We start from the raw sequence: 11,423 nt of genomic DNA, 5'->3' as shown, positions 1-11,423 counted from the left end.
AGGTGGCTTACTGGCTATCGGACTTGCCGTCATAACGGCCCTGCCATTCCTGGAGCAGGCGTTCGCGGTTGTTGGCCGCCCAGTTGAAATCGGCATCGATCATCAGGTCGGAGATGTTGGCGGGATAGTGATCGATGGGCTGGGCCACCCCCGGATAGGCGACGACCGCATATCCTTCGTTGTAGAGCGCATTGGCTTCCTCGGTCACCGCCCAGTCGAGCAGCGTCTCGGCGGCATCACGCTTGTCGCTGCCCTCGATGATGGCCGCGGCCTCCATGTCCCAGCCGACGCCTTCCGTGGGGAAGACCAGCTCGACGGGCGCCCCCTGAGACATCAGGCGTGCGCCCCGGAAGGCGAAGGAGACCCCCACCACCGCCTCGCCGGAGGCGGCCAGGTTGCAGGGAGCCGAACCGGAGTGGGTATAGCGCGAGATGTTCTGGTGGAGACGATCCATGTAGTCCCAGGCGCCCTCCTCGTTCCACAACTGCATCCAGCTGGCGACATCCAGATAGCCGGTGCCCGAGGAGCTCGGGTTCGGCATGATCACATGCCCTTCATACTCAGGACGGGTGAGGTCTTCCCAGGAGCTGGGCTTGGGGACGCCGAGGCGTTCGCCTTCGATGGTGTTGTAGCAGAGCGATGCGACCCAGGCGTCCATGCCGACCCAGGCCGGCTCCTTGCCTTCGCGGATCGCCGGATCGACGAACTTGGGATCCAGGGCCTCAACGCCCTCGGGGGCATAGCGGGCCAGCATGCCCTCGTCCTCCAGCACCAGCAGGCTGGTGGCCGCCAGCCCCCAGACCACATCGGCCTGGGGGTTATCCTTCTCGGCCAACAGGCGAGCGGTGATCACACCGGTGGAGTCCCGCACCCAGTTGATCTCGATATCCCGGTGCGCCTGCTGGAAGCGCTCGGCATATTTCTGCAGATCGTCGGCCTCGACGGCGGTGTAGACGGTCAGCTCGGTCGCGGCCTGGGCAGCAGTGGACAATGTCAGGCCGATGGCGCTGGCCAGCAGGGTGCGAGTGAAGAAGGACATGGGACTCTCCGGCTCTTGGTGAAGGTCAGACAGGTGACTGCCCATCTGGTATATACCAAGAGTCTGGCGAGCCTCCATGACAGCCCCGTGACAGAATCTTGAAGGCTGAGTGAAGCGTCTTTCGCTTAATTAAACGGAGTTTTCCAATTCCACCGCGATGCACAGGGCGTTGTGCAGCCAGTGCTCTTCATCGTATTCCACCGGGCGACGCTGTTCGTCGAAGATGGTGCGGCGTACGCTCAGCCCTGCCGTCCCGGCGGCCACACCCAACGCCTCTGCCTCCCGGGCGTGGATCGCCTCGGAGTATAGCCGCAGCGAACGGTGAGCCAGGGTCAGCCCCCAGCGTTCTCGTAGCTGGCCCCACAAGGAGCCGGTGAAATCGCCTTCCAGCAGCTGCGGGGCGCGCTCAGGCACGACCCAGAGCGACTCGCAAAGCACGGCCCTGTCGTCCACGAAGCGCCGACGACGGATATGGTGAAACGACCGATCTAAGGGCAAGCCCAGGGCCTCTGCTGCCGGAGGGTGGGGACGGGTATCGGTGAGCAACACCTCGGTGCGTGGCCGACGCCCCTGAGCCTTCACGTAATCATTGAAGCCAGCGTCACGCGTCGGGTCATAGTCGAGACGCGGTGGCGATACGAACCAGCCACGGCGGTTGCTGCGGTGGATGCGCCCTTCCCCTTCCAACTGGGCCAATGCCTGGCGCAGGGTGACACGAGTGGTATGGAAACGCTCCGCCAGGACCCGCTCCGATGGCAACCGGTCATCCTCGAAGGCCTCGGGGTCTTGTATGAGATCTCGCAGCCGATCGGTGAGATGAAGGTAGTAGGCATCGCTCATGTCAGGGTTTCCAGCCGAGATTCAGGGCGGCGGCCAAAGGAACGCTGGCTGCCTGGGCGGATTCTGATTCTCGCATACTCAAGCGGTTAGCCGTCACCAACGTCCCAACCGACTCTTTCGATTATCGACGCCGTTCAAAGCCATCACGCAGCGAAGCATGCCGGTATTTACCAATCGAGGGGCGATCACAGGGGACCCGACGGCCATGTCACGCTCATGGCTGCTCACAATACGTAGGACGACGGTACGGAGAACCGGAGCGACGGCCAGAAAATAACGGCCCGGATGTGGCATGGCGGCAGGAAGAGCGACAGCACCAGGACGAAGGCGGGCCAAAGGCGTCGTGGAGGGCCCAGGGGGAAACCAGGTGCCAGGCATGGGGCACAGCGCGGGAAAAAATACAGACAAAGAAAAAGCCGCTGATGGCTCAGCGGCTTTTCTCAGAATTCGTGGCGGAGGGGGAGGGATTCGAACCCTCGAAGCCTTTCGACTTACACACTTTCCAGGCGTGCTCCTTCGACCACTCGGACACCCCTCCGCATTTTGGCTCTCGAACCGTTTGGCTTGCTGCCTTTGCCTCGAGAACGGGGCGTATATTATCCACTTAAGTCCGTGTACGCAAGTGGTTTTTTCGATTTCTTGCGGATCGGGGCCGACGGCTCAGCCTGCCGGGCGCACGGCGTAGTCGCCGCGGGCCTCGAGGCACAGGGTCTCGCCGCAGTACAGGCGCTGCACCAGGGCGATGCGCCCCCTGCCCCGCTCCGCCAGCCGCTCCTCGAGGCGCCCCGGGCCGTCCTCGCTCTCCGGCGTGCAGACCAGCCGATAGTCGCCGGTTACCGGCGCCAGGAAGCGCTGGCTGGCCTCGGCCACCACCACGTCGCGCTCAACGCCGTGTCGCCGCAGCCAGAGCGTGGCCCAGCACCAGCCGAGCAGCGTGGCCTGGGCGGTCAGGGCGCCGCCGAAGCCGGTGCCCTTGTCGTTGAGGCTCGGGGCGATGGCGAGCCGCCATTCCAGCGCCTCGCCGTCGCGCCGCATGGCCTCGACGCCGAGATGCGCGGCCATCGGGATGGCCTCGCGCAGCCAGGCCAGGAAGGCCGCCGGATCGTCTTCCCCGCCGGCCGACGGCAGCGGCAGGCGGGGATGAGGAACGCCGAGCTCGCGCATGCTCAGCTCCAGCGTTCGACGAAGGCGTCGAGGTCGTGCTCCGGCACCGGGCGGTGGCGGCCGCCGACCTGCCCCAGGTAGAGGAAGCCGACCAGCTCGTCCTGCTCGGCCAGGCCGAGGCCCTCGCGCACGGTGGCGTCGAAGGCGTACTTGCCGGTGCGCCACATGGCGCCCAGGCCCTGGGCGTGCGCGGCCAGCAGCAGGCCATGGGCGGCACAGCCGGCGGAGATCACCTGCTCGACCCGCGGCACCTTGGGCTCGTCCGGCGTGACCCTGGCGACCACGGCGATGATCATCGGCGCGCGCTTGGGCTTCTTGCGCGCGCCCTCGAGCACGGCCTCCGGGGCATCGGGGTTCTCGACCCGCTCGGCCTCGGCGAACAGCTCGCCGAGGCGGTCGAGCCCGTCGCCCGAGAACTCGATGAAGCGCCAGGGGCGGAGCTCCTTGTGGTCCGGGGCGCGCAGCGCGGCCCGGTACATCGCCTCGAGCTGTTCCGCGTCGGGGGCCGGGGCCATCAGCTTGCCCATGGAGCTGCGTTGTTGCAGCAGCGTCATCGCATCCATCGGTGTCTCCTTGCCGAGGTCAGACGAGAAAGGTTCTCGATACTCTATCAAGCCGCTCGATGGCTGTCGCGCCGGGCCGGGCGGCGCGACACGCTTACTGCCGCGCCAGGCCTACTGTCTCGCCAGACGCAGCGGCGTCGGCGGCTGCTCGCCGGGGGTGCCGCGCCAGGGGCTGATGTCGAGGCCGCCGCGGCGCACATAGCGCGCCAGCACCAGCAGCCGCTCGGGGTTCGCCCGTTCCATCAGGTCCATGAAGATGTGCTCGACGCAGTGCTCATGGAAGTCCTGATGCTGGCGATAGCCGATCAGGTAGCGCAGCAGGCCGTCGCGGTCGAGGCGCGGCCCGCGGTAGCGGATCATCACGCTGCCCCAGTCGGGCTGGCCGGTGACCGGGCAGTTGGACTTGAGCAGGTGCGAGTGCAGCGTCTCCTCGACGATCTCGTCATCCGTGATCAGATGCTCGGCGCTGGGCGTGTAGTCCTCGACCTCGATGTCACGATCGTCGATGCACTCCCCCGGCAGGCGGCGCGGGGCGAGCGCCTCGTCGTCGACGCCGAACAGCTCCACGGCCACCGGCGCGCCGGCCGCGGCGGAGAGGTCGCGCGCCATGATCGCCCGGGCCTCGTCCTGCGAGGCCAGGCGGGTCTGGTTGAAGCTATTGAGGTAGAGCTTCCAGGACTTGGATTCGATCAGCCGCGGCGACTCGGCCGGCAGCCGGAAGCGCGCCACGGCGACGATCGGCTTGCCGCGGGCGTTGAGCCAGGAGACCTCGAAGGCGTGCCATTCGTCCTCGCCGACGAACGGCAGCGCGCCCTCCTCGATGCCCAGCGGCGCGCGGTTGGCGGCGCGGGCAATCGGGTACAAGAGCCCGGCGTCGTAGTGCTCCGGGTAGGCGGACTCGCGGCCCAGCGGGGCCTCTGCGAGCGTCTCGGGTCGTTCGTGTGCCATGGTCAACTCCTGATGCCCTTGCCGTTGTTGAGCATCCACAGGGCGATGCCGAACAGTACCACGATGAAGCCGAGGATGGCGGTCAGGGCCCAGCCCACGGGGATGTCGGAGACGCCCAGGAAGCCGTAGCGGAAGACGTTGACCATGTAGAGGATCGGGTTGAGCATCGAGGCGCCCTGCCAGAAGGCCGGCAGCAGCGAGATCGAGTAGAACACCCCGCCCAGGTAGGTCAGCGGCGTCAGCACGAAGGTCGGCACGATGGAGATGTCGTCGAACTTCTTGCCCAGCAGCGCGTTGATGAAGCCGCCGATGGCGAACAGCGCCGCGGTCAGCACCACCACCCCGATGGTCAGCAGCGGGTGGGCCATGTCGATGCGGGTGAAGAACAGCGACACGCAGGTGACGATCACGCCCACGCCCAGGCCGCGCGCCATGCCGCCCAGCACGAAGCCGGCGAGGATGACCCAGTTGGGCATCGGCGAGACCATCATCTCCTCGACGCTGCGCTGGAACTTGTTGGAGAAGAAGCTCGAGGCGACGTTGGAGTAGCTGTTGGTGATCACCGCCATCATGATCAGGCCGGGCACGATGAAGTCCATGTAGCTGTAGCCATCCATGGCCCCGATGCGCGATCCGATCAGGTTGCCGAAGATGATGAAGTACATGGTCATGGTGATCGACGGCGGCAGCAGCGTCTGCGGCCAGATCCGGGTGAAGCGGCGGATCTCCTTGGACACCAGCGTCCAGAGGGCGATGGCGATCTGGGTGGCGTTCATGAACGGGCCTCCTGGTCGGATGTCGCGGTTTTCTGCCCCTCTTCCACCATGGAGACGAACATTTCCTCGAGTCGGTTGGCGCGGTTGCGCATCGAGACCACCTCGATGCCCTGCCGGCCCAGGGCGTCGAAGACGTCGTTCAGGCGCTGGCCGCGATGGACCATCACCGCCAGCTGGGCGTCGTCGGACTGGCGCACGTCGAAGCCGTCGATGGCGGGTGCGTCCTCGAGCGGATGCGCCAGGTCGAGCAGGAAGGTCTCGGTGTCCAGCTCGGCGAGCAGGTCGCGCACGCTGGTGTCACGGATGATCTCGCCGTGGTTGATGATGCCCACCCGCCGGCACAGGCTCTCGGCCTCTTCCAGGTAGTGGGTGGTGAGAATGATGGTGGTGCCTTCCTTCTCGTTGATGCGGCGCATGTACTCCCACATGCTGCGGCGCAGCTCGATGTCGACCCCGGCGGTCGGCTCGTCGAGGATCAGCAGCTTGGGGCGATGCATCAGGGCGCGGGCGATCATCAGCCGGCGCTTCATGCCGCCGGAGAGCATGCGGGCGCTGCCGTTGCGCTTGTCCCACAGCCCCAGGTCGCGCAGCAGTTCCTCGGCGCGCGGCAGGGCCTCGCGGCGCGACATGCCGTAGTAGCCGGCCTGGGCCAGCACGATGTCGATGACCTTCTCGAACTGGTTGAAGTTGAATTCCTGGGGCACCACGCCCAGATGGTACTTCGCCTTGGCGAAGTCCTTGTCGATGTCGATGCCGAAGATCGAGACCTTGCCGGCGGTCTTCTGCACCAGCGAACAGACCACCCCGAGGGTGGTGGACTTGCCCGCACCGTTGGGGCCCAGCAGGGCGTAGAAGTCGCCCTGCTCGACATCGAGGTCGATGCCCTTGAGGGCTTGGAAGCCATTGCCGTAGACCTTGGTCAGGCCACGAATGGACAGCGCCGGTTCGGCCATGAGCAGTCCTGTGTACTTGGATGAATGTCGTCGAAGGCCCACTACTATGGGGGCGATTCCGCCAGGTTCAATCGCTGGCGAACGAGTTGGGCCGTTTGCCGGGAGGCAGGCGCTTGCGGCACGGCGAGGAAAGACGCCCATCGACAGACGCCAGGGGCAGAAACACGACATCCCGGGCAGGCGCATTGGGCCGGACCGGTGATCGGAGAAGTGCTTAAGACAATCTGGAGCGGGAAACGAGATTCGAACTCGCGACCCTCGCCTTGGCAAGGCGATGCTCTACCACTGAGCTATTCCCGCTTGGAAGGGGGTACTGCGTAGTGGCGTCCCATAGGGGGTTCGAACCCCTGTTACCGCCGTGAAAGGGCGGTGTCCTAGGCCACTAGACGAATGGGACGCAATCATTGCTCTATGAGCAAATGGAGCGGGAAACGAGATTCGACCGGGCTGGCGCACCAGCTCGCGACCCTCGCAGGCCCTACTCTAAAACCCATCATCCCGAAAGAAGATGGAGCGGGAAACGAGATTCGAACTCGCGACCCTCGCCTTGGCAAGGCGATGCTCTACCACTGAGCTATTCCCGCTTAACACTGGTGACACTGCGAAGTGGCGTCCCATAGGGGGTTCGAACCCCTGTTACCGCCGTGAAAGGGCGGTGTCCTGGACCACTAGACGAATGGGACGCATGGAGCGGGAAACGAGATTCGACCGGGCTGGCGTACCAGCTCGCGACCCTCTCAGGCCCTACTCTAATCCATCACCCCGAAGGCAAATGGAGCGGGAAACGAGATTCGAACTCGCGACCCTCGCCTTGGCAAGGCGATGCTCTACCACTGAGCTATTCCCGCAGCTTTCGCATTGTCAAACACCGGAAGTGGCGTCCCATAGGGGGTTCGAACCCCTGTTACCGCCGTGAAAGGGCGGTGTCCTGGACCACTAGACGAATGGGACGCATTGGAGCGGGAAACGAGATTCGAACTCGCGACCCTCGCCTTGGCAAGGCGATGCTCTACCACTGAGCTATTCCCGCACTCCGGTATCTCATCGAGAAGAGTGGCGTCCCATAGGGGGTTCGAACCCCTGTTACCGCCGTGAAAGGGCGGTGTCCTAGACCACTAGACGAATGGGACGCTGTGTCTCGTCTCGTCGAGATGGCGCGTATAGTACTGACACGGCGGGAAAGTGTCAAGCACGGGAGTGGCACGACGATCTAGCGTTAACGATCGGGCTGGAAAAAACGCCGTGTCTTGATGTCACAATGAGGTGCACGCACCTGGCGACGCAACCGAGGAGTAGAGGCCATGCGCAAGAAGCTAGAGAAGAGCGAGGCCGAATGGCGTGAACAGCTCACCCCCGAGCAGTACCACGTGACCCGAGAGAAAGGCACCGAGCGCCCCTTCTCCGGCGACTACCGAGTCAACGACGAACAGGGCATCTATCACTGCGTGTGCTGTCACGCGCCGCTGTTCGAGAACGAGCACAAGTTCGACGCCGGCTGCGGCTGGCCGAGCTTCGACCGCCCCCTGGGCACCGGCTGCGTGGAACACCAGGCGGATTCCAGCCATGGCATGCAGCGCGTCGAGGTGCTCTGCGCCCGCTGCGACGCTCACCTCGGCCACGTCTTCCCCGACGGTCCGCAGGAGACCACCGGCCAGCGCTTCTGCATCAACTCGGTGGCCATCGACTTCCACCCCGGCGAATAGCGCCCTGCCCCGCCCTGCAGCGGCCGGCCATCTGCTATGATGGTCGGCCGTTTCATTGAGTAGCAGGAGAGGGATGATGCTCGGCTGGTTCCCGGGACACATGAACAAGGCGCGCCGGCAGATCCTCGAGGCGCTGCCGGAGATCGACGTGGTGATCGAGGTGCTCGACGCCCGTCTGCCCTACTCCAGCGCCAACCCCATGCTGGCGGAACTCACCCGCCACAAGCCGGTGCTCAAGATCCTCTCGCGCGCCGACCTGGCCGATCCGGTCCGCACCAAGGAGTGGACCGCCCATTTCGACGCCCAGCCCGATACCCGCGCGCTGGCGGTGACCACCACCCAGTCGCGCGAGCTCAAGCGCATTCCCAAGCTGTGCCACGAGCTGGCCGGCCAGGTGCGCGCCGACCGCGACGTGCGGGTGATGGTCATGGGCATTCCCAACGTCGGCAAGTCGACACTGATCAACGGCCTGGCCGGACGCACCATCGCCAAGACCGGCAACGAACCGGCGGTCACCAAGCGCCAGCAGAAGGTGCGCATCAACGGCCAGGTGGCGCTGATCGACACCCCCGGGGTGCTGTGGCCGAAGATCGAGGATCAGGCCAGCGCCTATCGCCTGGCCGCCAGCGGCGCGATCCGCGACACCGCCATCGACTACGTCGACGTGGCCGTGGTGGCCGCCGCCGAGCTGGCCAAGCGCTATCCCGAGGCGTTTTCCGCGCGCTACAAGCTGAAGGCGCTGCCGCCCTACGAGGGGCATCCTGACGCCGACCGGGTCGAGGCCGACGGCGACGCCCAGCTCGATCTGCTGGCCGAGGCCGGCTTCGACGGCCACGCCCTGCTCTCCACCATCGCCAGCAAGCGCGGTGGCCTGCGCGCCGGCGGCGAGGTCGACCTGCACCGCGGCGCCGAGGTGCTGCTGCACGAGCTGCGCGACGGCAAGCTCGGCCGCGTGACCCTCGAGACCCCCGCCGACATTCCGGCGCAGGCGCCGGAAGAGGACGCCGACGCCTCGGCCAGCGCCGACGACGAAGCGGCCGGCTGAGACGGCTCGCGTGACCGGTGTCACGCGCCCTTCTCACACACCTTTCTCTCACCAAGACGATCACCCCGCCGACCGGCGGCCCTGGACACCACTGGACTCGACCCCATGGACACTGCCTCGCTCAGGAAATCGCACAAGCTCGACAACGTCTGCTATGACATCCGCGGCCCGGTGCTCGACCACGCCAAGCGCCTGGAAGAGGAGGGTCAGCGCATCCTCAAGCTGAACATCGGCAATCCCGCGCCGTTCGGCTTCGAGGCCCCGGAGGAGATCCTCCAGGACGTGATGCGCAACCTGGCCACCGCTCAGGGCTACTGCGATTCCAAGGGGCTCTACTCGGCGCGCAAGGCGATCATGCAGGAGTGCCAGCGCAAGGGCATTCCCGGCGTCGGCGTCGAGGACGTGTTCGTCGGCAACGGGGTCTCCGAGCTGATCACCATCTCGCTCCAGGCGCTGCTCAACGACGGCGACGAGGTGCTGATCCCGGCGCCGGACTATCCGCTGTGGACCGCCGCCACCAACCTCTCCGGCGGCCGCGCCGTGCACTACCTGTGCGACGAGCAGGCCGACTGGGCGCCCGATCTCGACGACATCCGCAAGAAGGTCACCGAGCACACCCGGGCCATCGTCATCATCAATCCCAACAACCCCACCGGCGCCGTCTATCCGCCGGAGGTGGTGCGCGAACTGCTGGCGATTGCCCATGAGCACAACCTGGTGGTGTTCTCCGACGAGATCTACGACAAGATCCTCTACGACGGCACCGAGCACGTCTCCACCGGCTCCCTGGCCGGCGACGACCAGCTGGTGGTGACCATGAACGGGCTGTCCAAGAGCTATCGCTGCGCCGGTTTCCGCAGCGGCTGGATGACGCTGTCGGGCAGCATCGCCAAGCAGCGCGCCCAGGACTACATCCAGGGCCTCAACATGCTGGCCTCGATGCGCCTGTGCGCCAACGTGCCGGCCCAGCACGCCATCCAGACCGCGCTGGGCGGCTACCAGTCGATCAACGACCTGGTGCTGCCCGGCGGCCGGCTGCTGGCCCAGCGCGACATCACGCACGAGAAGCTGAACGCCATTCCCGGCGTGTCCTGCACCAAGGCCAAGGGCGCGCTCTACGCCTTCCCGCGCCTCGACCCCAAGGTGTTCAACATCCAGGACGATCAGCAGCTGGTGCTCGACCTGCTGCTGCAGGAGAAGATCCTGCTGGTGCAGGGCACGGCCTTCAACTGGCCCGAGCCGGACCACGTGCGCATCGTCACCCTGCCCTGGGCCGAGCAGCTCGACGACGCCCTGGATCGCTTCGCGCGATTCCTGTCGCGCTACCGCCAGTGAGCCGCATGGCCATCGTCGATGAGCCCACGGCGACGTCGTGCTTGAAACCCTCGACGAAAGTCCGTATCTAAGCAGTTGCTTCTACTCGCCGCGCCCATCCGGGCGCGGCGCCTGCACGACAACCCTCATGGGAGAGTTCCGGCAATGATGAGAATCCTGCTGTTCCTGGGCACCAACCTGGCGGTGATCCTGGTGGCCAGCATCACCCTGCGACTGCTCGGCGTGGAGCCCTACCTCAGCGCCCAGGGCATCAACTTCAACAGCCTGCTGATCTTCTGCTTCATCTTCGGCATGGCCGGCTCCATGGTGTCGCTGTTCATCTCCAAATGGATGGCCAAGCGCAGCACCGGCACGGTGATCATCGAGCAGCCCTCCAACAGCACCGAGCAGTGGCTGCTGGACACCGTGGGCGAGCTGGCCCGCGAGGCCGGCATCAAGATGCCGGAAGTGGGCATCTTCCCCGCCGAGCAGTCCAACGCCTTCGCCACCGGCTGGAACAAGGACGACGCCCTGGTGGCGGTCTCCGCCGGCCTGCTCAACCGCATGCGCCCGGAAGAGGTGCGCGCGGTGCTGGCCCACGAGATCGGCCACGTGGCCAACGGCGACATGGTGACCCTGGCGCTGGTTCAGGGCGTGCTGAACACCTTCGTGATGTTCTTCGCCCGCGTGGTGGCCCAGCTGGTCGACAGCTTCCTGCGCAAGGATGACAACGAAGGCCTGGGCTTCTTCGGCTACTTCGCGGTGGTGATCGTCGCCGAGATCGTGTTCGGCCTGATCGCCTCGGCCATCGTCGCCTGGTTCTCGCGCTTCCGCGAGTACCGCGCCGATGCCGCGGGCGCCAGGCTGGCCGGCAGCGGCGCCATGATCAACGCCCTCGGCCGGCTCAAGGCCGAGACCCAGATGGCCGACCAGATGCCGGACACCCTGACCGCGTTCGCCATCACCACCGGCCAGACCCGCAAGCTGATGGAGCGGCTGTTCGCCAGCCACCCGCCCCTGGACGACCGCATCCGCGCGCTCAAGGAAGCGGCCTACCGGCAGTAAGCGGCAACGCGAC

At 65.8% G+C, this 11,423-nt stretch carries 11 protein-coding genes and 9 tRNA genes; 4 read left to right on the top strand and 16 right to left on the bottom strand.

Annotated elements, in window-relative coordinates; genetic code table 11:
* Window positions 1–7: 7 nt before the first annotated feature.
* The 16 genes from FIU88_RS06350 to FIU88_RS06275 all read right to left on the bottom strand — a co-directional run bounded on the left by FIU88_RS06350 (window position 8) and on the right by FIU88_RS06275 (window position 7,413).
* Window positions 8–1,039 carry a putative 2-aminoethylphosphonate ABC transporter substrate-binding protein gene (locus FIU88_RS06350; RefSeq protein ID WP_152478587.1) on the bottom strand — a complete coding sequence of 344 codons (1,032 nt, stop codon included), beginning with the start codon at window positions 1,037–1,039 and terminating at the stop codon, window positions 8–10.
* Between the two features lie 129 nt (window positions 1,040–1,168).
* The gene (locus FIU88_RS06345; protein ID WP_152478586.1) at window positions 1,169–1,879 is read right to left on the bottom strand and encodes a UTRA domain-containing protein; all 711 of its coding nucleotides are present in this window, start codon (window positions 1,877–1,879) and stop codon (window positions 1,169–1,171) included.
* 450 nt (window positions 1,880–2,329) lie between these two features.
* A tRNA-Ser gene (locus FIU88_RS06340) sits at window positions 2,330–2,417 on the bottom strand.
* A gap of 122 nt (window positions 2,418–2,539) precedes the next feature.
* Window positions 2,540–3,043 (bottom strand): YiiD C-terminal domain-containing protein, encoded by a 504-nt coding sequence (locus tag FIU88_RS06335; protein ID WP_152478585.1) that lies wholly within the window; start codon window positions 3,041–3,043, stop codon window positions 2,540–2,542.
* 2 nt (window positions 3,044–3,045) lie between these two features.
* A complete protein-coding gene (locus FIU88_RS06330) occupies window positions 3,046–3,606 on the bottom strand; it encodes a nitroreductase family protein (protein ID WP_152478584.1) in 561 nt (186 codons plus the stop codon).
* Between the two features lie 111 nt (window positions 3,607–3,717).
* Window positions 3,718–4,554 (bottom strand): NADPH-dependent 7-cyano-7-deazaguanine reductase QueF, encoded by an 837-nt coding sequence (gene queF / locus FIU88_RS06325; protein ID WP_152478583.1) that lies wholly within the window; start codon window positions 4,552–4,554, stop codon window positions 3,718–3,720.
* A 2-nt stretch (window positions 4,555–4,556) separates the two neighbouring features.
* Entirely contained in the window at window positions 4,557–5,330 is a 774-nt protein-coding gene (locus FIU88_RS06320; protein WP_152478582.1) for an ABC transporter permease, read from the bottom strand.
* Entirely contained in the window at window positions 5,327–6,283 is a 957-nt protein-coding gene (locus FIU88_RS06315) for an ABC transporter ATP-binding protein (protein ID WP_152478581.1), read from the bottom strand. Before FIU88_RS06315 ends, FIU88_RS06320 begins: the two co-directional genes overlap by 4 nt.
* A 225-nt stretch (window positions 6,284–6,508) precedes the next feature.
* Window positions 6,509–6,583, bottom strand: a tRNA-Gly gene (locus FIU88_RS06310).
* Between the two features lie 21 nt (window positions 6,584–6,604).
* Window positions 6,605–6,680: transfer RNA gene (locus FIU88_RS06305), tRNA-Glu, on the bottom strand.
* 112 nt (window positions 6,681–6,792) lie between these two features.
* Window positions 6,793–6,867, bottom strand: a tRNA-Gly gene (locus FIU88_RS06300).
* Between the two features lie 23 nt (window positions 6,868–6,890).
* Window positions 6,891–6,966 (bottom strand) — tRNA-Glu (locus tag FIU88_RS06295).
* A gap of 90 nt (window positions 6,967–7,056) precedes the next feature.
* Window positions 7,057–7,131, bottom strand: a tRNA-Gly gene (locus FIU88_RS06290).
* 27 nt (window positions 7,132–7,158) lie between these two features.
* Window positions 7,159–7,234 (bottom strand) — tRNA-Glu (locus tag FIU88_RS06285).
* Between the two features lie 4 nt (window positions 7,235–7,238).
* Window positions 7,239–7,313: transfer RNA gene (locus FIU88_RS06280), tRNA-Gly, on the bottom strand.
* A 24-nt stretch (window positions 7,314–7,337) separates the two neighbouring features.
* Window positions 7,338–7,413, bottom strand: a tRNA-Glu gene (locus FIU88_RS06275).
* 171 nt (window positions 7,414–7,584) lie between these two features.
* Here FIU88_RS06275 and msrB point away from each other — a divergent pair.
* The 4 genes from msrB (at window position 7,585) to htpX (ending at window position 11,410) form a co-directional block, all read left to right on the top strand.
* Entirely contained in the window at window positions 7,585–7,986 is a 402-nt protein-coding gene (gene msrB, locus FIU88_RS06270) for a peptide-methionine (R)-S-oxide reductase MsrB (RefSeq protein ID WP_016855990.1), read from the top strand.
* Between the two features lie 76 nt (window positions 7,987–8,062).
* A complete protein-coding gene (gene ylqF / locus FIU88_RS06265; RefSeq protein ID WP_152480149.1) occupies window positions 8,063–9,031 on the top strand; it encodes a ribosome biogenesis GTPase YlqF in 969 nt (322 codons plus the stop codon).
* 105 nt (window positions 9,032–9,136) lie between these two features.
* The gene (locus FIU88_RS06260; protein ID WP_016855988.1) at window positions 9,137–10,366 is read left to right on the top strand and encodes a pyridoxal phosphate-dependent aminotransferase; all 1,230 of its coding nucleotides are present in this window, start codon (window positions 9,137–9,139) and stop codon (window positions 10,364–10,366) included.
* A gap of 144 nt (window positions 10,367–10,510) precedes the next feature.
* Window positions 10,511–11,410 (top strand): protease HtpX, encoded by a 900-nt coding sequence (gene htpX, locus FIU88_RS06255; protein ID WP_016855987.1) that lies wholly within the window; start codon window positions 10,511–10,513, stop codon window positions 11,408–11,410.
* Window positions 11,411–11,423 lie beyond the last annotated feature (13 nt).

This window comes from Halomonas sp. THAF12 (assembly GCF_009363675.1).
Lineage (GTDB): Bacteria > Pseudomonadota > Gammaproteobacteria > Pseudomonadales > Halomonadaceae > Halomonas > Halomonas smyrnensis.
Note: the sequence above shows the minus strand (reverse complement) of the source record. Positions and strands in the feature narration are given on the sequence as shown.

Coding starts and splice junctions, on each gene's coding strand:
- FIU88_RS06350 (WP_152478587.1), bottom strand. CDS start 1,039: ATGTCCTTCTTCACTCGCACCCTGCTGGCCAGCGCCATCGGCCTGACA.
- FIU88_RS06345 (WP_152478586.1), bottom strand. CDS start 1,879: ATGAGCGATGCCTACTACCTTCATCTCACCGATCGGCTGCGAGATCTC.
- FIU88_RS06335 (WP_152478585.1), bottom strand. CDS start 3,043: ATGCGCGAGCTCGGCGTTCCTCATCCCCGCCTGCCGCTGCCGTCGGCC.
- FIU88_RS06330 (WP_152478584.1), bottom strand. CDS start 3,606: ATGGATGCGATGACGCTGCTGCAACAACGCAGCTCCATGGGCAAGCTG.
- queF (WP_152478583.1), bottom strand. CDS start 4,554: ATGGCACACGAACGACCCGAGACGCTCGCAGAGGCCCCGCTGGGCCGC.
- FIU88_RS06320 (WP_152478582.1), bottom strand. CDS start 5,330: ATGAACGCCACCCAGATCGCCATCGCCCTCTGGACGCTGGTGTCCAAG.
- FIU88_RS06315 (WP_152478581.1), bottom strand. CDS start 6,283: ATGGCCGAACCGGCGCTGTCCATTCGTGGCCTGACCAAGGTCTACGGC.
- msrB (WP_016855990.1), top strand. CDS start 7,585: ATGCGCAAGAAGCTAGAGAAGAGCGAGGCCGAATGGCGTGAACAGCTC.
- ylqF (WP_152480149.1), top strand. CDS start 8,063: ATGCTCGGCTGGTTCCCGGGACACATGAACAAGGCGCGCCGGCAGATC.
- FIU88_RS06260 (WP_016855988.1), top strand. CDS start 9,137: ATGGACACTGCCTCGCTCAGGAAATCGCACAAGCTCGACAACGTCTGC.
- htpX (WP_016855987.1), top strand. CDS start 10,511: ATGATGAGAATCCTGCTGTTCCTGGGCACCAACCTGGCGGTGATCCTG.